At 45.3% G+C, this 19147-nt stretch carries 20 protein-coding genes, 2 tRNA genes and 1 riboswitch; of the genes, 5 read left to right on the top strand and 17 right to left on the bottom strand.

Going from position 1 to position 19147, the window contains the following annotated elements; all coding sequences use genetic code 11:
- Positions 1-130: 130 nt before the first annotated feature.
- From AACQ79_RS02275 to ftnA, 4 genes are all read right to left on the bottom strand, one after another.
- Complete coding sequence (locus AACQ79_RS02275) at positions 131-1318, bottom strand: NAD(P)/FAD-dependent oxidoreductase (protein ID WP_170899674.1); 1188 nt, start codon at positions 1316-1318, stop codon at positions 131-133.
- Between the two features lie 142 nt (positions 1319-1460).
- Positions 1461-2282: an HDOD domain-containing protein gene (locus AACQ79_RS02270; protein WP_019282127.1), complete on the bottom strand. Its 822-nt coding sequence runs from the start codon at positions 2280-2282 to the stop codon at positions 1461-1463.
- Between the two features lie 145 nt (positions 2283-2427).
- Entirely contained in the window at positions 2428-2751 is a 324-nt protein-coding gene (gene uspB / locus AACQ79_RS02265) for a universal stress protein UspB (RefSeq protein ID WP_010319583.1), read from the bottom strand.
- Positions 2752-2821: 70 nt separating this feature from the next.
- Positions 2822-3349, bottom strand: coding sequence for a non-heme ferritin (gene ftnA, locus AACQ79_RS02260; RefSeq protein ID WP_013855622.1), 528 nt, complete (start codon positions 3347-3349; stop codon positions 2822-2824).
- A gap of 154 nt (positions 3350-3503) precedes the next feature.
- Between ftnA and AACQ79_RS02255 the strand changes: the two genes are divergently transcribed.
- Entirely contained in the window at positions 3504-3929 is a 426-nt protein-coding gene (locus AACQ79_RS02255) for a universal stress protein (RefSeq protein ID WP_010319581.1), read from the top strand.
- A 56-nt stretch (positions 3930-3985) separates the two neighbouring features.
- Entirely contained in the window at positions 3986-4861 is an 876-nt protein-coding gene (locus AACQ79_RS02250) for a carboxylate/amino acid/amine transporter (RefSeq protein WP_088721460.1), read from the top strand.
- A 134-nt stretch (positions 4862-4995) separates the two neighbouring features.
- Here the strand turns inward: AACQ79_RS02250 and AACQ79_RS02245 are convergent, their stop codons facing one another.
- The gene (locus tag AACQ79_RS02245; RefSeq protein WP_013855620.1) at positions 4996-5442 is read right to left on the bottom strand and encodes a hypothetical protein; all 447 of its coding nucleotides are present in this window, start codon (positions 5440-5442) and stop codon (positions 4996-4998) included.
- A 111-nt stretch (positions 5443-5553) separates the two neighbouring features.
- Positions 5554-6333, bottom strand: coding sequence for a class I SAM-dependent methyltransferase (locus AACQ79_RS02240; protein WP_047690329.1), 780 nt, complete (start codon positions 6331-6333; stop codon positions 5554-5556).
- A 155-nt stretch (positions 6334-6488) separates the two neighbouring features.
- Between AACQ79_RS02240 and asnC the strand changes: the two genes are divergently transcribed.
- Positions 6489-6953: a transcriptional regulator AsnC gene (gene asnC, locus AACQ79_RS02235; RefSeq protein WP_010319577.1), complete on the top strand. Its 465-nt coding sequence runs from the start codon at positions 6489-6491 to the stop codon at positions 6951-6953.
- A 77-nt stretch (positions 6954-7030) separates the two neighbouring features.
- Here the strand turns inward: asnC and tsrA are convergent, their stop codons facing one another.
- Both tsrA and AACQ79_RS02225 read right to left on the bottom strand, forming a co-directional pair.
- Positions 7031-7312, bottom strand: a complete 282-nt coding sequence (gene tsrA, locus AACQ79_RS02230) for an H-NS-like global regulator TsrA (RefSeq protein WP_017044523.1) — start codon at positions 7310-7312, stop codon at positions 7031-7033.
- A gap of 90 nt (positions 7313-7402) precedes the next feature.
- Complete coding sequence (locus AACQ79_RS02225) at positions 7403-8602, bottom strand: multidrug effflux MFS transporter (protein ID WP_010319414.1); 1200 nt, start codon at positions 8600-8602, stop codon at positions 7403-7405.
- A 116-nt stretch (positions 8603-8718) separates the two neighbouring features.
- Between AACQ79_RS02225 and AACQ79_RS02220 the strand changes: the two genes are divergently transcribed.
- A complete protein-coding gene (locus AACQ79_RS02220) occupies positions 8719-9660 on the top strand; it encodes a LysR family transcriptional regulator (protein ID WP_170899672.1) in 942 nt (313 codons plus the stop codon).
- Between the two features lie 158 nt (positions 9661-9818).
- A complete protein-coding gene (locus AACQ79_RS02215) occupies positions 9819-11609 on the top strand; it encodes an aminopeptidase P family protein (protein WP_170899671.1) in 1791 nt (596 codons plus the stop codon).
- 191 nt (positions 11610-11800) lie between these two features.
- On the opposite strand, the gene thiH is transcribed toward AACQ79_RS02215, so the two are convergent.
- The 9 genes from thiH to AACQ79_RS02170 form a co-directional block, all read right to left on the bottom strand.
- Positions 11801-12913 carry a 2-iminoacetate synthase ThiH gene (gene thiH, locus AACQ79_RS02210; protein WP_088721462.1) on the bottom strand — a complete coding sequence of 371 codons (1113 nt, stop codon included), beginning with the start codon at positions 12911-12913 and terminating at the stop codon, positions 11801-11803.
- Between the two features lie 2 nt (positions 12914-12915).
- Positions 12916-13680 carry a thiazole synthase gene (locus AACQ79_RS02205; RefSeq protein ID WP_094164030.1) on the bottom strand — a complete coding sequence of 255 codons (765 nt, stop codon included), beginning with the start codon at positions 13678-13680 and terminating at the stop codon, positions 12916-12918.
- Entirely contained in the window at positions 13681-13890 is a 210-nt protein-coding gene (thiS, locus tag AACQ79_RS02200; RefSeq protein ID WP_017048427.1) for a sulfur carrier protein ThiS, read from the bottom strand.
- Complete coding sequence (locus AACQ79_RS02195) at positions 13878-14666, bottom strand: HesA/MoeB/ThiF family protein (RefSeq protein ID WP_170899700.1); 789 nt, start codon at positions 14664-14666, stop codon at positions 13878-13880. Before AACQ79_RS02195 ends, thiS begins: the two co-directional genes overlap by 13 nt.
- Positions 14656-15951 (bottom strand): thiamine phosphate synthase, encoded by a 1296-nt coding sequence (gene thiE, locus AACQ79_RS02190; RefSeq protein ID WP_170899670.1) that lies wholly within the window; start codon positions 15949-15951, stop codon positions 14656-14658. Before thiE ends, AACQ79_RS02195 begins: the two co-directional genes overlap by 11 nt.
- Positions 15952-15955: 4 nt before the next feature.
- Positions 15956-17905, bottom strand: coding sequence for a phosphomethylpyrimidine synthase ThiC (gene thiC, locus AACQ79_RS02185; RefSeq protein WP_170899669.1), 1950 nt, complete (start codon positions 17903-17905; stop codon positions 15956-15958).
- A gap of 109 nt (positions 17906-18014) precedes the next feature.
- Positions 18015-18113, bottom strand: a riboswitch (TPP riboswitch).
- Between the two features lie 52 nt (positions 18114-18165).
- A complete protein-coding gene (crcB, locus tag AACQ79_RS02180) occupies positions 18166-18549 on the bottom strand; it encodes a fluoride efflux transporter CrcB (protein WP_013855606.1) in 384 nt (127 codons plus the stop codon).
- A gap of 366 nt (positions 18550-18915) precedes the next feature.
- Positions 18916-18992 (bottom strand) — tRNA-Trp (locus tag AACQ79_RS02175).
- Positions 18993-19051: 59 nt separating this feature from the next.
- Positions 19052-19128, bottom strand: a tRNA-Asp gene (locus tag AACQ79_RS02170).
- Positions 19129-19147 lie beyond the last annotated feature (19 nt).

Here is a 19147-nt window from a genome sequence, read left to right as displayed (position 1 = left end):
AAATCCAATAAAGTTCGCCTAAACTAATCATAGTAAGCAGAGCTACTACGGGCAAACTTTATTGTCTCAAAATGCTCTTGCGGGCAGACTTTAGTGCTTACGGGCGAACTTTATTGTTTCTACACAACACTTACACCCACTGTCCGGCGACATAGCCGCTTGACCAACACCATTGGAAATTATAGCCGCCAAGCCAGCCCGTCACATCCATTACCTCACCAATAAAATAGAGGCCCGGAACCGATTTGCATTCCATGGTTTTCGATGAGAGGCAATCGGTGTCTACGCCACCTAATGTGACTTCGGCTGTGCGATAACCTTCAGTACCATTGGGAAGAATCGGCCAATGTTGTAAGTCGTGTGCGATAGCGGTTATTTCGTGTGGGTTTAACTGTTTGAGCGGTTTATCGACAAAAGCTTTGCGCTCAATCAGCACTTCAACCAAACGCTTAGGCAGTACTTTCGCGAGTGTGTTTTTTAAGCTTTGATTTGGGTGCGCTTCACGTGATTCATTCAATAGCCGCTCGATGTCTACTTCCGGTATTAAGTTGATACTGACCTTCTGCCCCGCTTTCCAGTAAGAAGAAATTTGCAACACCGCCGGCCCAGATAAACCACGATGAGTAAACAGCAGTGCTTCTTTAAACACAGTGCCATCTTCAGTAGTGATTTCAGTTGGAATGGCAATGCCGGCCAGTTCGGCGAAATCTTCTTTATCTTGTTTATGCAGTGTAAAAGGCACGAGCCCGGCCGTGGTTGGGATCACCGCCAGTCCAAACTGCTCTGCAATTTTGTAACCCAAAGGAGTCGCGCCGAGTTTGGGCATCGACAAGCCACCCGTTGCGACCACCAGTGACTGGCATTGGATTGGCCCGTCATTGGTGGTGAGCTGAAAACCGTTTGGCACCTTATCTATCGATTGAATCTCGACTTGATAACGCTGCTTGACCGTCGGTAAATCGCACTCTTTTAGCAACATATTGACGATGTCCTTCGCCGAATCAAGGCAAAAGAGCTGGCCATGATCGCGCTCTTCAAACGCAATATTGTATTTACTGACCAGCGAGATAAAGTCCCACTGGCTGTACTGCGATAACGCTGATTTAACGAAATGAGGATTGCGGCATAAGTAGTTGGCGGCCGATAGTTCATAATTGGTGAAATTACAGCGACCGCCACCTGAGATCAAAATTTTACGGCCAGGCTTTTTGGCATGATCGAGAACGCATACGCTGCGCCCGCGCAGGCCAGCTTGCGCGGCGCACATTAGCCCGGCGGCGCCAGCACCAATAACGACAACATCAAACGACTGACTCATGCTTTCACCTTCATTTAACTAGACGCATACGCACCTAATGACAAACAAAAAGGATGCAGCGCTGGTGGCGTACATCCTTATCAATGGGGGACATTTTAACGACTAATTGAGTGAAGACAAGGTTAATCCACCAGCGACGGTATTAGACGAGCTGCTCGGCAAGCTCGCGCCCTTTTCCGCGAACGGCGTCAATTGTTTCAGCAAATGTGGCAGATATTGCCAGCACACGAGCATCTGGGTGCTCAGCCAGAAATAAGCGTTTTTCTTTTTCGGTCAGGATATCCCATTGATGGTGGATATCACGGGCAAAATGCAATACACGGGCAAGTTTTGGTGAAAGCTGCGCTTTTTCTGGCTGCGCAGAGTAGGCGATCGCATCGACCATCTCATCAGGAAACTTCCAAGCTTTGGCTAGCTTCGCCCCCAGTACATTCGCATCGGTATGGATGATTTGCTGTTGTGCTTCTAGTTCAACTTCACCAGCATCAACACAAAGGCGAATTTTCAACGCTTCTTGCGGCGCTAATGTGTGGATCATCAATTGGCCAATGTTGTGCAATATTCCGGTAGTAAAAACGCTATTGGCATCGAGTTTACAAGCGGCCCCCAGTTTGCTGGCGATAATGGCAATTTCAAAGGTATCGGACCAATATTGCTGCAGATCCAAGGTGTCAATTTTAGGAAAAGCACTGGATAATACCGATGCCACCACCATAGTTCTCACCGAGCCACTTCCGACACGAATCACCGCATCATTGATAGAGGCCACTGTGCGGCTTCCGCCAAAATGTGCCGAATTTGCAAGGCGAAGCAGCCGCGCACTCAACACTTGTTCCATGGCAATTTTTTTTGTGAGCGCACCAAAATCGACCTCTTCCTTATTAACCATTTCGAGTAGTTCTTGTAATACTTGTTGAATACGAGGTAACTCATTCAAACGTGCGAGCAGTGCTTTTTCATCCATTATTTTTCTCCTTTCGATTGCTCTTGCTAATAATAGTCGCCGCACAATGAAGATGCATAATAGTGAAGAAATAAGTCGATGACTTTATACAGACGATAAAAAAGGAGCACGATAGCTCCTTTAATCAATACAATGACTGGCTCAGTTATACGATACAAGCCGCGAAGGTTGTCACGGCCAGCAATGACATCGACAAGATAAACAGCGCTCTAACGCGATCACACTTGCCCGTAAATAGGGGATCGTGGTGATGGTGATACTCTTTACCTTTCAAATAATGGAAAAGACGAACCTGCTTGGTGACATTACCGTGAGTGGTAAAAAAGCCACCGCCATCCACTTGTTGATAAAGCAATGGATGAGCTTCACGCATGATGTAAATAAGTGAGCGTAGCGCAGTAAGATACCTGACTAGGTTAACCCCAGTGACCAGCATTAGCGCAAATAAAATTGTATCCCCAGTGATCATCTTTTCCTCCCTACACCTTTGCATAGAACCCAAAGAAAAAGACGATCGCTTCATACTCTTTCTGCTGCGATTACACAGCTTGGGTATCCATTACAGAAGATGAGCCGGCTTTTGCCATTGCGGCTAGGTCTTTGTCGATGAAGAACAGCGCCTTACCATCATCACCCACAAGCTCTAGCTTATCTAAAATCCCTTTAAACAACTTCTCTTCTTCATGTTGCTCCGCAACGTACCACTGAAGGAAGTTAAACGTTGAGTAGTCTTGAGATGTGAACGCCGCATGAGCGAGTTTATTAATCTGCTGAGTAATCATCTGCTCATGTTGATAAGTTTCGCGAAACACTTCACCAAGGCTCGTAAACTTATGTTTTGGCGCTGCGATCGCACCAAGGATAGGCAGTGCACCCGTTTCACTCACGTAGGTGAATAAACGCTGCATGTGCTGCATTTCTTCTACGGCATGAGCGCGTAAAAACTCGGCAGCACCTTCAAATCCTTTATCTTCACACCAAGCACTCATTTGTAAGTATAGATTGGATGAAAAAAATTCCAGATTAATTTGTTCATTCAGTTTTTCAACCATAGCTTGTGACAACATGTCGACTCCTAGTTTATGTAACGATTTGAATTGACTATACCATGAACCTCACCATAACACTTTGAGCCAGGTATGCGGATATGAGATCACGACGACAAAAAACTCTCGGCCTCAGTGCTAATCTTTAATCAGTACCCCATCAGGAGATAATACAATGAGTTATCAACATATTTTGGTTGCCATTGATCTTTCAGAAGACAGTAAACTCTTAGTCGACAAAGCTGTTGCACTGGCAAAACCACTCGATGCTGACGTTTCTTTCATTCACATTGATGTCAACTATGCCGAGCTGTATACCGGACTCATTGATATCAATTTAGCAGAAACTCAACATCACGCGATGGAAGCGTCACAAAAGCAGCTGCAAGCCTTAGCGGAACACGCGCAATACCCTATCCGCCATACACTAGTAGGCAGCGGCGACCTCAGTAATGAGCTATGCGAAACCATCGCTGAATTCAGTGTTGATTTGGTGGTCTGCGGTCATCATCAAGATTTTTGGAGCAAGTTACTCTCATCCACTCGGCAACTGATTAACTGTTCGCCAGTCGACATGCTTGTAATACCACTTCACGACTGACGACAAGCCAAAACTCGGTTAGACTGCGGGTTATTTACTGTTCAGCGTTGTTTGTTATGGCCTATCTCTCTGCAGTCACCCTACTTTGGGCATTTTCATTTAGCTTGATCGGCGTTTATCTCGCCGGTCAAGTTGATTCTTGGTTCGCGGTTTGGATGCGCGTTGCATTAGCGAGCTTAGTATTTCTACCTTTGATCAGGTTTAAAACCGTTCCCGCTCCTTTGATCGCTAAGTTGATGACCATTGGTGGAATTCAACTGGGCCTGATGTACTGTTTCTACTATCAATCATTTTTACTGCTATCGGTTCCTGAAGTTTTGCTGTTTACGGTGTTTACGCCAATCTACGTCACGCTGATCTACGATCTACTGAAAGGCCGCTTTTCTCCGTGGTACTTAGTGACGGCGGCCATTGCCGTAATCGGTGCCGTTTTTATTAAATTTGCAGCAATAAACGAGCACTTTTTGCTGGGTTTTTTGGTGGTGCAAGGAGCTAACCTCTGTTTTGCTATCGGCCAAGTGGCTTATAAATACGTCATGGAAAAAGAGACCATCACTTTAGCGCAACACAGCGTATTCGGTTATTTCTACTTAGGTGCATTGGTGGTAGCAAGCGTGGCATTTTTACTGTTTGGCAATAGTGAAAAACTGCCCACTACCTCTTTGCAATGGGGTATTTTGATCTACTTAGGGGTAATTGCTTCTGGGCTTGGTTACTTCGTGTGGAACAAAGGAGCCTGTTTAGTCAATGCAGGCGCATTAGCGATTATGAATAATGCGCTGGTTCCCGCCGGATTAGTGGTGAACATTCTGATTTGGAATCGCGACGTAGATTTAATCCGCCTTGCAATTGGCGGCGTGATCATTTTGTTCTCACTGTGGGTCAATGAAACTTGGGTAAAGCGCAAAGTCGCTGCCAGCCGTACTCACTGAATCAGGTTGAGTGTTAAAAACAACAAAGCCCGCAATCATCGCGGGCTTTGTTGTTGAAAAAGGGGCTATCGTGGCTCGGTTTAACTCACCATCTGTTTTCAGTAAACCATCTATTTTTAGTAAACTATCTGTTTTTAGTGAATCTGCCGTTGTAGTGAACGTTCACTAACCGAAGAAATTCGTTGATTCACATCGGCAAACTTTACTTGTAATGCAGGATGTTTCTTTAACAGTTTTTGCTGCTGTTTCAGCACTTTTTCTAACTTCTTCAGTACTTTTTTTTGTTTTTTTAACGCTTTCTTGTTCTGTTTTTCCGATCGCTTGGCGGCCTTTTTACCTTTGTCCGTCATGCCATTTGACGTACCAGAGCGCAGTTGTTTCTTCCCTTCCGAAACAAGCTTTGTCGATGCACTCGGAATAGCAGCAGGCTTGCACAGCGTGTTTTTATCCGATGATGAACGAGCACATGAGCGACAAAGAAATTTTGGCGCAGCCACAATCTGATGGATATCCCCAAGCTGGCTAGTAATATCGTGTCGGTTCAATTTGCATAAACGCTTATTCATGTACGCCTCGATCACGAATAGGAATAATTATTAGTTAGATATACAATTCCAAACACGATTAAGCAAGCACTAAATTACATCTATGGGCCACGAGATTTTCTCGCCAAAGCTAACGTATTGAATGCGTTAGATCATCGCCGCTTTCACATACACATCAAAACGATTTTTCTTGGTTTCAATCGCCATACTCGGCTTCTGTTTGTCTAACCAATCGGCATAGTCAGGACGCTTCACCACCACGCGTTTGGTCGCCAAACTTAAGGCTGGGTTTAATAATGCATCAGCATCCAAGTCAGCGCCCACCAGCGATTGAAAGACGCGCATCTCCTTTTTTACCAAAGCCGTTTGTTTTTTACTTTCCGGATGTGGGTACATGGGGTCAAGATACACCACATCTGGCTTTACAAAATTTTCATCTTGCGCCAGTTTTTCGAGCGCATCATGACTCGAAGCGTGAAGTAACGACATCCGCTCGCTTACCCAGCCGCCAATCTCCGCATCTTGCTTGGCACGCTCTAAACCATCATCGAGCAGCGCGGCCACAACGGGATGCCGCTCGACCATTTGCACTTTACAGCCGAGCGAGGCCAACACAAATGCATCACGACCTAACCCGGCCGTTGCATCTAACACGGTCGGTGTCGCTCCTTTGTTTAGTCCAGCAGCTTTGGCTATCGACTGACCTTTACCGCCACCAAATTTACGTCGGTGAGCAACCGCCCCCGTGACTAAATCGACATAAATAGCGCCGAGTTTAGGCTCATCCAGTTTACGCAACTCAAGACGATACTGAGTTAATACCAAGGCAAATGGGCTCTCAGCGCATGGTTTTAATCCCCAACGCGCGGCTAATGTATCCAAATGTGCTTGCTGAGCAGGAACTTCGCAAATCAGTTGTAGCTGCAAGTTAACTCCGAAACAAAGGAAATAATGAGGAGGCTTGAGTTTACCCAATTTTCACTGACGTGACTAAAGCTTATCGCTTTTCTTAAACGGCGGCTTACGAGAAACAACGACCAGTGATAAACTGAGCGAACCATTTCAATGATAAGGATGCTGTGATGCAAGCCACTACCGCTAAACTGGACGAACTCGACCGCGCCATTTTAAAAATTTTAATGGACGATGCACGCACGCCCTACGCAGAAATGGCCAAGCAGTTCAACGTTAGTCCTGCCACTATCCATGTTCGCATTGAAAAGATGAAATCGGCCGATATCATTCAGGGTACGGAAGTGATCGTCAATACCAAAAAATTGGGTTATGACGTGTGTTGTTTTATCGGTATCAATCTCAATGCCGCGCGAGACTACCATTCGGCGCTCGCCAAACTCAATGCGCTGGACGAAGTGGTGGAAGCCTATTACACCACAGGAGCCTATAATATTTTTGTGAAGCTAATGTGCCGCTCGATCGAGGAATTACAATTTGTGCTGATCGACAAATTACAGGCTATTGATGAAGTGCAATCCACAGAGACGCTTATTTCCTTGCAGAACCCGATTAACCGAAATGTGAATCCTTAATCACCGAAGCCGCAAACACCACGCAATAAAAAGCCCGAAACTAAATTCCGGGCTATGACATCGGTACTGATAATAAATTATTTGTTCAGATAAGTTAAAAGCTCTTCAGCCGAAATACCCTGCTTTGCCAATTCTTTCGCCATGATTTCGACTTGCTCGCCTTTACGCGCTTCAATCACTTGTTGAAACTGAAAGACTAAATCACGCAGAACTGGTAATGGTACTTGTTTGGCGGCACTGCGAATACGCTCACTACTTTGGTTGCCTAATTCATTCAGCAATTTTCCGAACATGACCTTTTCTGGAGACTCGTCGAGTTGTTCCCAAATTCGAGCCATTTCATAGGTTGTCATTGACATTGTTGTTTCGTTTCCAAAGTGCAATTGAAATAATTAAGTGACTAAATATACACCCGTTAAAAAGAATATAAAACAGCAGGTGACAATTTATTAATTCACCACTAATTGATGCCAATAACGCCCTGCTTTAGAAAACAGGATAAACAACGCTGGCGCAATCAGCCACATTTGCAGTGCAATTAATATCTGAGGCTCTAACCCAACACGCTGCATGGTGCCAACTAACAAGCCAGCACCACTCATCTGAAACAAACCAAGCAGTGCTGCGGCGGTTCCCGCACGGTCACCAAATGGCGCCAGTGCTTTTCCTGCGGCCGCTCCCAGAATCCAAGCAAAACCGATTGATGACATAAAAATGGGCAGCATAAAGGCAATCGCCGTTTTCTGTTGTGCCAGCGCGACCATAGTAGTCCCCGCAACCAATAACGTGCCAATTCCAACCACCAGCGCCATATGGGTACCAAACCTATCCATAAATTTCGGCGCACTCAGGCAAGCAACGATATTAATGATGGCATTGAGTCCAAACCAGAAAGTAAATTCATTCATGGTCAATCCATAACCTTCCATTAATACCACTGGGGCAGAAGTGACATAGGCTAAAATAACCGCCATCGCTAACATACATAATGAAGCATGGAAGAGAAAAGATGGTGTTTTCAATACGGACCAGTAACGCGATAACTTAAAGAACGCTTGCTGTTCGGTGGCTTGCGGGTTGGTTTCTTTCATACCAATCACCATCATTAAACCCGCGACCACGGCAAAACCAGCCATAAAGCTGAAGTTACTGCGCCAGCCAAATTGCTGAGTTAACCAACTACCAAGGATTGGCGCTAATGCAGGAATAAAACAGATTGCACCATTTAAGTAGCTGATCATTTTGCCGCTACGTTGTGGACCAAAAATATCGCGAACTGTTGCAAAAGCCGCTACCGATGTCGCGCACGCACCGAAGCCTTGTAGTAGCCGAGCCATCAGCATCCATTCAATACTTTGAGCGGCCCACGCCAAGCAAGCACTCAATGCATAAATACTGATCCCTCCTAATGCAACAGTTCGACGACCGAGTTTGTCCGCTAGCGGGCCAGCGAAGAGTTGACCGACTCCCATAGCAAACAGAAACCAAGTAATCGTATCTTGTGCATAAGCGTGTTCCACGTGAAACGTTTGAGAAATTTGCGGTAAAGCTGGTAGATAAATATCAATCGCTAACGGGCTAAACAGAACCAACAAAATCAGTAATGCCAATTGACGCTTGCTATGCGCGTCAGAGGTTATTTGCTTCACGAAACACTCCAGTAATGAGAAAGAACACACTTTTACAACTCGGCTATAATAGAGCAATGATGATATGAATAGAAATGGCTTATACTCATCACAATTATTCCCAAATGGAAATACAGATGAATATAGAAAAATTAGCCAGAATCGATCTTAATTTGCTTGTTTGTCTGTCCGTACTGCTAGAAGAACTGAACGTAACGCGCGCCGCCCATCGCCTCTGTTTGAGTCAATCTGCCGTCAGTAAATCGCTTGCCAAGCTTCGTCAGCAGTTTAATGACCCGTTGTTTATTCGTAATTCACATGGCTTAAAGGCAACGCCGCAAGCGCTCTATCTCAAACCCAAACTCGACACTCTCATCAATCAGCTCGAGCTACTCACTCAACCACAACAATTTTCACCACAAAGCAGTGAATACCGTTTTCATATTGCGGCAGTAGAAAGCGTCTACCCATTAATTCTCCCCCATTTTTTGCCCGCTATTTTCAGCCAAGGTCCAAATCTCAACATCAACACCCACTCATGGAACGATCAAACCTTTAAGAAATTGCAGCTTGGTGAGTTGGATTTAGGCATTACCGGCAAGGACATTGATATCAACGATGCCAAATTAACGATGCTGCCACCCAGTGATATCTGTGAGCAAGAGATCTATCGAGATAGCCAAATGTGCGTGGTACGTAAAGACCACCCAGCATTACGAGACAATTGGACGTTGGAGCGCTATTTATCGTTACGTCATGTACAAGTGCGCTGCGATGGTAACGATCGCTGGCTACTCGACTATCGCTTGGCGGATATCGGCCGAGAAAGGGACATCGCAATTACAGTACCGGATTTTAATAGTGCCGCCAGCCTTTGTACTTATACTGATTTTATCTTTACCGCGCCGAGCCACTTCACCCACCTAGTAGCCAGGCAGATGGATCTCGTCGTGTTACCATTACCGATGGAGTTTCCACCTATGGCTTACACGTTATTTTGGCACAGAGACAGAGAAAGTGACCCCGCATTGAGCTGGTTAAGGCAGATGATCCAAACCAAAACACTGCATCTCAGGTGAAGCTGCGGTTTGCGCCAGTTCGATAAAAAGAGTAGCTTATTGAAGCTCGTCCCCATCGCCACAACCCCATAGACACAATAATAAAGTCAGGGTTTGCTATGGATTTGCACAGCTCCCTACACCTACAACGGACGGTTATGAGAAAGGATATAACACAGATGCATGATTCAATCGCACAACGCGTATCAGCCTTACGTGGCTGGCTCACACAGCAAGGGCTTGATGCCATCATCATTCCACACGAAGATGAATATCTCGGGGAATATGTACCGCAACACAACGAACGCCTACATTGGTTAACTGGTTTTACTGGCTCGGCAGGCGCGGCTGTGGTCACCCACGATAGCGCGGCTATTTTTGTGGATGGCCGCTATACCGTGCAAGTTCGTAAACAAGTGCCAGAGGCAACCTTTGAGTACCGTCACTTGATTGAAGAACCCGTTCTCGATTGGCTCCAAAGCGCATTGGTCTTAGGTAGTAAAGTGGGATTTGATCCGCGCATGCATCGAGCAAGCTGGCTTAAAGCAGCACAGGCAAAATTGTCTGATGAGTTACAGCTTATTGCCGTCGGCAGTAATCCAATCGATGAGTTATGGAAGGACCGTCCTAGCGCTGCAATTTCAGCAGTGCGCTTGATGGGTAATGAACTCGTCGGTATCAGTAGCCATGATAAGCGTGAGCAAATAGCTCATCAGCTGAGTAAGAAAAAGATTGATGCGGCGGTACTGACAGAACTTGATTCCATCTGCTGGCTGCTAAATATCCGTGGCCTTGATGTTTCCCGATTACCAGTATTACTTTCCCATGCCATTATTTATGCTGACTCCAGCGTCGATTTCTTCCTTGACCCTGCTCGTCTTCCTGCGGAATTTGCCAAGCATGTCGGTGGCGGCGTTCGCGTTCACCATCCAGATCAACTAGAAAAGCAGCTTAATTTACTCGCAGGTAAAAAAGTGATGATCGACCCTGCTACCAGTAATGCATGGTTTACGCTGACTTTACAAAATTCCGCTGCTGAAATCATTAATGACGCCGATCCGTGCTTACTGCTAAAAGCGGCAAAAAATGCAACCGAAGTCTCTGGAATGAAAGCGTGCCATGTGCGTGATGGTGTGGCGATGACGAAATTTCTTGCTTGGTTGGATAATGAAGTGGCTAGCCAAAGACTGCACGACGAAGGCTATTTATCTGACCGCTTACAAGCATTTAGAGAGGAAGATCCAACTCTAGCCGATCTTAGTTTTGATACTATTTCAGCGGCAGGCAGTAATGCAGCTATGTGCCATTACAACCACATCAACCAAGTAAAACCAGGACAATTAGCCCAAGACTCACTTTATCTTGTCGATTCTGGCGGCCAATATTGTGACGGTACGACTGACATTACGCGTACCATTGCTATTGGTAACCCCAGTGAAGAGATGAAAAAACAGTTCACTTTAGTGCTTAAAGGTCATATTGCACTAGCCAGAGCACGCTTTCCAAAAGGCACTTGTGGTCATCAGCTTGATGTGCTTGCCCGTCAGCACCTATGGGCTAATGGCTTCGATTATGATCATGGCACTGGTCATGGAGTCGGCCACTTTTTGAGTGTCCATGAAGGGCCACAACGCATCAGCAAAGTTTTCAACAACGTCGCACTGCTTCCGGGTATGGTACTGTCGAACGAACCCGGTTATTACCGTGCCGATGCGTTTGGCATTCGTATAGAAAACTTAGAACTGGTGGTCGAAGTTGAAACACAAGGTGATTTCTCTGTGTTGGGGTTTGAGTCACTCACGCGTTGCCCGATTGATAAGCGCGCGATCAACATCAATATGTTAACTCGACCAGAGCTCACATGGCTAAATGACTACCATCAAAAAGTATGGGATCAAGTTGGTCCACTCGTTGAGGGTGATAACAAAGCGTGGTTGCGCCAAGCGACGCTGCCTATTGAGCATGATTAAACAACAGCATGATAAAACAAATGCGCTGTAGGTAGTTTATCTGTAGTAACTTAACCTAGAAAGATGAAAGGCGACCTCGAGTCGCCTTTACTTTAACTTATGATTCTCTTAACTCGAACTCACCTTAATTAGCTAAATCATCATACTTTAATGCATCCATATGTTTCACGTGAAACGTGCAAGCCATAATCTCATCCAGAATAGGCAGCATGCCAATCTCGCCACACGACTTCAAAACCTTGCCCTTTAACAGCGGCGGCAACTTGTGCGGCTGTACGTTCATCGCTAATCACAAATTGCTCAAGTTCGGTCTCTTGCATTGCATAACCTCCAGGCTGTGTTTTTGATCCCGCCGATATGCTGGTGATCCCAAGTGGGATGAGCTTATCCCTAAAGTGCGCCGATTCGCGGGTAGAAAGCGAGAGTTCCACTTCTGAATTTAGCAAGCGAAATGCACAGATGAGCTGAACCAGTTGCTTGTCAGACATAACCGATTTAGGTTGCAGACCACCTTCACAAGGTCGCAAGCGAGGAAACGAAATCGAATAGCGCGTCTTCCAATATCTCTTTTCAAGATAATCCAGGTGAGCGGCCACGTAAAAACAATCGGCCCGCCAATCTTCCAAGCCAATCAAAGCGCCAAGACCAATCTTATCAATCCCTGCCCGGGCAAGTCGGTCCGGTGTTTCAAGGCGAAAGTTAAAATCCATTTTGTTGCCTCGCAGATGATGTAAAGCGTAAGTCGATGGATGATAAGTCTCTTGATATACCATTACCGCATCTAAACCTAAGCTCTTTAGCTCCGCATACTGCGCTTGCTGAAGCGGTTGAACCTCCATAGCAACATAGCTGACTTCACGCTTTATCAACGGCAGTATCTGCCGGAAATAGTTCATGCCTACTTTGGTTTCATGCTCACCGGTTACCAACAACACATTATCAAACTGCATCTGCTTGATAACTGCCAATTCACGTTCAACTTCATGCAAACTTAATGTACGCCGCTTAATGCGATTCTCCATCGAAAATCCACAATAAGTGCACGCATTGGCACACAAATTTGAAAGATAAAGCGGGATATAAAAAGAAAGAGTATTGCCAAAGCGTTGCCTCGTCAGTGCGTAAGAAAGTTGCGCTAACTGCTCGATATAAGGCTCAGCAGCAGGAGAGATTAATGCCTTAAAATCCTCCAAATCGCGCTTCTCTTTATGCAATGCTCGCTCGACATCTGACGCTGTTTTGGAACGGATTGATAACGCAATATCGTCCCAATCGAGTTGTTTGAAACGTTCTAAAAAGCTCATCGCTATTGATCCAAAAATGCAGTTAGAGGGCTGGATGCGATAGCATGATGAACCTGAGTTGCAAGCCCAGCCTCATAGGCCATTCGACCCGACTCCACCGCCAACTTAAATGCCAACGCCATTTGTATCGGATCGCGCGCGGCCGCAATTGCGGTGTTAACTAAGACAGCATCCGCGCCCAATTCCATCGCAAAAGCCGCATGCGAAGGCGCGCCAATACCGGCATCAATAATCACGGGTACACGAGCTTGGTTAATGATGATTTCTAAAAAATCTCGTGAGACCAGTCCCTTATTCGATCCAATTGGCGCACCTAATGGCATTACGGCCGCGCACCCCACCTCCTCTAAACGCTTACAGAGTACAGGGTCAGCATGACAATAAGGTAATACGATAAATCCATCTTTCACTAATTGTTCCGCTGCTTTTAACGTTTCGATAGGGTCAGGCATCAGATACTTAGGATCGGGATGAATTTCTAGCTTCAGCCACGATGTCGATAACGCTTCACGCGCTAAATGGGCGGCAAAAATCGCATCCTTCGCATTTTTCGCACCCGATGTGTTGGGTAAAAGATGGACGCCTGACTCGATAAGTGGCGCTAAAATATCATCATTTAGTTGATTAAGATCGACTCGCTTTAATGCCATTGTCGCCATTTGTGAGCCAGATGTGGCAATAGCTTTTGTCATTAACTCTCGGTTGGCAAATTTCCCCGTACCAGTGAACAGGCGAGATTCAAACTGTTTATTCGCTATCGTTAACATTTAGCCTCCTGCAATGGCTTGAAACAGCGATATTTGGTCGCCTTCACTTAATAGGGTCGTTGACCACGCACTACGTGGCACCACGCTCTGATTCAGGGCAAACACACAACCGGTAATAGCGATAGAAAGCAGTTTGGTGAGATCCGCAATACTGGTTCCCGCTGAAACTTGATGAAACTGCTGATTAATCTTGATGGTTATATCTGACATGTGGCTTCTCCCTTCATCTGATCAGTCTGTGGGTACCTACACACCTCGCACTGGGGATCTTTAACGACATTTAAGGTTTGGAATTGAAACAAATGAGCATCAAACAGTGTCAGTTGGTTAGCATTACGCATCGTCTGTCGAGTCAATATCATGATGGCTTGCAAAGCTTGCAGGGTTCCGATGATTCCGACGACAGGCCCCAGAATACCGAATTCATTACAACGCTGCGCGGCAGGCAGTTCGCTATCAGGCACTAAACAGTGATAACAAGGTGACAACGGCAGTTGATCAAAAGCAATGACTTGCCCCTTCCATCCAATAGCCGAACCTGAAATCAATGGCTTAATTAGTTTACGGCACAACTGGTTAATTTGCTGACGGCTGTGGATGTTATCCGTGCAGTCAAGAACGACATCAGCATTCAGCACTTCCAGTTCGAGCTGAGTACCAATAAGGCGTTTAGATATCGCTCTTACTCTGCAATTAACGTTGATGGCTTTAATTTGTTCTGCCATCGCATCGACTTTGGTTTGACCAATTTGCCTCTCTCGGTAGATCACCTGCCGAGGTAAGTTGCTGCTTTCAACTCGGTCATCATCCACTATTACCAGTTGTCCAATACCAGCACTCGCCAAATACAAAACGGCCGCAGACCCTAAACCACCACAACCAATAACCAGCACTCGGCTATCAAGTAAAGATTGCTGTCCATTCTCACCTATTTCAGGGAGCTCAAGTTGTCTTTGATAACGGATAAATTGCGCATCAGAAAGCATAATCACATACCTCCTCAGCACTACTTGGTAATCGGTTTTGTATGATTCGATTGAAACTATCAATGACCAACTGAGGTGATTTTGCTTCTGTTACTGCACGTACAACGGCCAAGCCTGATACATCGCACTGCCAAACTTGCAATGCGTTATCTAGGTTAATTCCGCCAATTGCAACTGTGGGTGTTTTTGCACTTACAACTTCATCTGAGTTGGCGGCACAACTTAAACTCTCAATTAGCTGCTGGTAAAGTTTCAACCTAACAAGCCCCTGTGGCTTAGAGGGCATAATTTTGGTGGTGGTTGGGAATATGTGACCCAAAGCGATATAGCTGGGATTTAGTGAAGCGATGTTCAGAATCTCATAATAGCCGTGAGTTGAAATGCCTAAACAGATCCCAGCTTGAGCAATTTGTGCTAAATCTGCATTGGTGAGATCTTCTTGTCCAAGATGAATGCCAAAAGCACCATGCTTTATCGCAAGCTGCCAATGATCATTAATGAAAACCTGTGCTTGATAGGCTTGTCCAAGCTCAATAGCGGCGATAATTTGTGATTCGAGATCAGGATGTGTTGAATCTTTTATTCGCAGTTGGATTGTCTTTACATCAAACTTCAATAACCGATCAACCCACTCAACGCTATCCACAACAGGATAAAGGCCAATATTTTTGTCTATCTTTGGAAAATAGATGTGATTTTGTTTATCGTCAGCAAAGATGCCAGCTACTGAATGTTGTAGCTGAGGAAAATATCGGCTATCCGTTGGCCATGTTTCACGTGAAACACTCATTGCCGCGCGAGCAACCACTAAAGCATCCTCTAGTGGAAAGTCGAGACACAACAATGATAGAACCCAAGCAAAGTGCTCACTCTTTGCATCAGCAGCATGAGCATTCGTAGAGTATCTTATACTACGCAGCTCTTCTCCGTGATACCACTCATCAACATAGTCGTGTGAGTCAGCCGCTGTAAGCCCTATCTTGACCAAACAAGTTTCTCGTTTCTGGGAGTGCTCAAATGGCATTTGAGCGCAAAAATTGACTTGGTATTGCAAGAATAAATTGGGCTTATCAGTTAAAACACTTAGCGCATCTTCGCACGAGGCTAAGCAATCGCTGCCAATCAAAGATGAGTATGAAGGCGTTACTAACTGACAATATAAAGTTGGGCTGGCACCCAAAAAAATATCATCGATATCAAAACCATGATGCTTGGCCAATAGCAAAACCTGTTGTACTTGAGCAGTCAACGCAATGTCATCACGGGGGATAAGTAATTGAATCATCTAATTACTCCTCACTAACGACTGACCGTTGAGTAACAGCAGGATGATAAAGCTCTGATCCTGAGGCTTTAAACTCTTGTGATTTCTGTCTCATGCCTTGTAACGGGTCATCTAGCAGCGTAACGGAAATGAGCGCATCAGCAGCAACTTGCTTGGTATCTAGCGCATACTCTCGAACCTCTTGAGAGATTTTCATCGAGCAGAATTTCGGCCCACACATAGAGCAAAAATGCGCAACTTTACCAGACTCTTGCGGAAGAGTTTCATCGTGAAAAGCACGCGCCGTAACTGGGTCTAATGCAAGATTGAATTGGTCTTCCCAACGAAACTCAAAACGTGCTTTCGATAACGCATTATCGCGCACTTGTGCTCCCGGGTGCCCTTTCGCAAGGTCTGCAGCATGTGCTGCCAATTTATAAGTAATTAAACCCGTTTTAACATCTTCTTTGTTTGGTAAACCAAGGTGCTCTTTCGGTGTTACATAGCAAAGCATCGCGCAGCCATACCAGCCAATCATCGCAGCACCAATACCGGAAGTGATGTGATCATATCCCGGAGCAATATCGGTAGTTAATGGGCCCAAAGTATAGAATGGCGCTTCATGGCAATGCTTTAATTGTTCATCCATATTCTCTTTAATCAAATGCATGGGGATATGGCCAGGGCCTTCAATAATGACCTGTACATCATATTCCCACGCTATTTTGGTCAACTCACCTAAAGTGCGCAGCTCTGCAAATTGTGCTTCATCGTTAGCATCGGCAATGGATCCTGGCCGTAGTCCATCCCCTAAGGAAAGGGCGACGTCATACTTGGCGCAAATTTCACAAATTTCACGGAAATGAGTGTAAAGAAAACTCTCAGTATGATGGGCTAAACACCATTTAGCGATAATAGAGCCGCCACGCGAAACGATACCAGTAACACGTTTCGCGGTCATTGGCACATAACGAAGCAACAAACCAGCATGAATTGTAAAGTAATCAACACCTTGCTCCGCTTGCTCAAGTAAGGTATCGCGCATTACTTCCCATGATAAATCCTCCGCAATACCATTTACTTTTTCCAATGCTTGATACATAGGCACAGTCCCAATCGGTACGGGGCTATTACGCAAAATCCATTCTCGAGTTTCGTGAATATTGCGACCAGTAGAAAGATCCATCACGGTATCCCCACCCCAGCGGGTTGCCCATACCAATTTTTCAACTTCTTCTTCAATTGATGAAGAGACAGATGAGTTACCGATATTCGCATTCACTTTGACGAGAAAATTACGACCAATGATCATCGGCTCTGATTCAGGATGGTTAATATTCGACGGGATAATGGCTCGTCCTTCGGCAACTTCACGACGCACAAACTCAGGAGTTATTTGCTTTGGTAAATTAGCCCCCAAATGAATCCCTGCATGTTGCTGGCTCAGCTGTGCATCCATACACTCTCCACGTCGCGTATTTTCGCGAATGGCAATGTATTCCATTTCGGGTGTGATAACACCTTGCCGCGCATAATGAAGTTGAGTAACGCACTTCCCTTTCTTTGCTCGGCGTATGGCTGGCAGGTTCCCATAACGTAGTTCGTCCAATGTATCATCAGATAAACGTTCTTTAGTGTAAGCAGAACTGACCACATCAAGCCACTCGGTATCATCCCGATCAGCGATCCATTTATCCCTTAATTTAGGCAAACCCTGATATAAGTCGATAGTATGAGATGGGTCGGTATAGACACCTGAAGTGTCATAAACGCATATAGATTCATTCGGTTGATAAATCGGTGAGGACTTTGTGCCCCCGACCAAGCTGTCAGCTAGTTTAATCTCACGCATTGGCACGCGGATATCCGAACGTGAACCAGTAATATAGATTTTAGAGGAATTTGGGTAGGGTTCGACAGACAATGTGTCAATGAATTGTTTGGCTTTCAGTCTCGCTTGTTTGCGACTCGACATAGCATCTTCCTTTTTTGTACTAGGGATAAATGCTTGACGGATTAATGCACAAGAGTTGATCAAAATGGAATTTTGATCTTAAGGATATAACGCTAGATAGATCACCAGCAGGTTATATTCTCTTGTTCCCTTCGCAGGTATTAGCCTGATCAGGTTCAACGGATCCCGAAAATACGGTCTCAGCCTTATGGCACTCCGACAAGTTGAGTCACGATTATAGGGAAAGACTATCCATTAACCAAGATGAAATTATGATTTCGTTAACTTCTCATCAACAACTGGAAACCTATCCAAGCCGCTGAGATACTTAACACCACGTTTAATAAGACATTAACACCCATTTTCAGAAAGGCTCCTTGCTGCATCAGCAATACATTATCCATAGAGAATGTAGAAAATGTGGTTAATGCACCCAAGAAACCCAAACCAATAATCTGGCGCCATGGCTCAGTTGCAAGTAATTCACTCTCAAAAGCAGCGATCAATAATCCCATAATAAATGAGCCGACAACGTTAACGGTGAGCGTTCCATAAGGAAACCCGCGTCCTAACAAGAACACACATAGCTCGGTAACTAGATAACGTGCACATGCGCCAAATGCGCCACCTAATGCAATAAAACCTAAAATAGACAGCTGTCCCATAACGAATTCCTAAAAGTAACCGTCGTTATTTTAACCGCTAAGCATAATAAATCGAACCTAATTACTAAAATAATCAAGGAAAGTTATGCTGATAATCTAGTGCTTTTAAAAGTTACATCCGTCACTTACTGAGTAAATGGATAAGCTAAACCGCTCTTAATGCCAATTGAAGTAACAATATGATCTAATTAAGGCTATTTCACGCTCGGGATCGCTTTCTTGGATACAGCTTGAGTACAGAGAGCTGGCCACAAAAATGTGCCGAAGGAATGAGGTAAACGGAATTAGTTAATTTTTCGGATTGCTATCATAGAGGAAGTGAACAGATAGCAAAAAGCCTCAGCATTTCTGCGGAGGCTTGATAGATGGCAGGGGTGGAGAGATTCGAACTCCCAACACGCGGATTTGGAATCCGCTGCTCTGCCAGTTGGAGCTACACCCCTAAAACTTTATCTTACTCATTGAATAAAGCCTCAACATGACTGCTGAGGCTCTTAATAAGTGGCGGAGCGGACGGGACTCGAACCCGCGACCCCCGGCGTGACAGGCCGGTATTCTAACCAACTGAACTACCGCTCCGCAGCGTGTCTGGTTAGAC

This window comes from Vibrio sp. 3-2(1), from assembly GCF_963887575.1.
Classification (GTDB): Bacteria; Pseudomonadota; Gammaproteobacteria; order Enterobacterales; family Vibrionaceae; genus Vibrio; species Vibrio anguillarum.
Note: the sequence above shows the minus strand (reverse complement) of the source record. Positions and strands in the feature narration are given on the sequence as shown.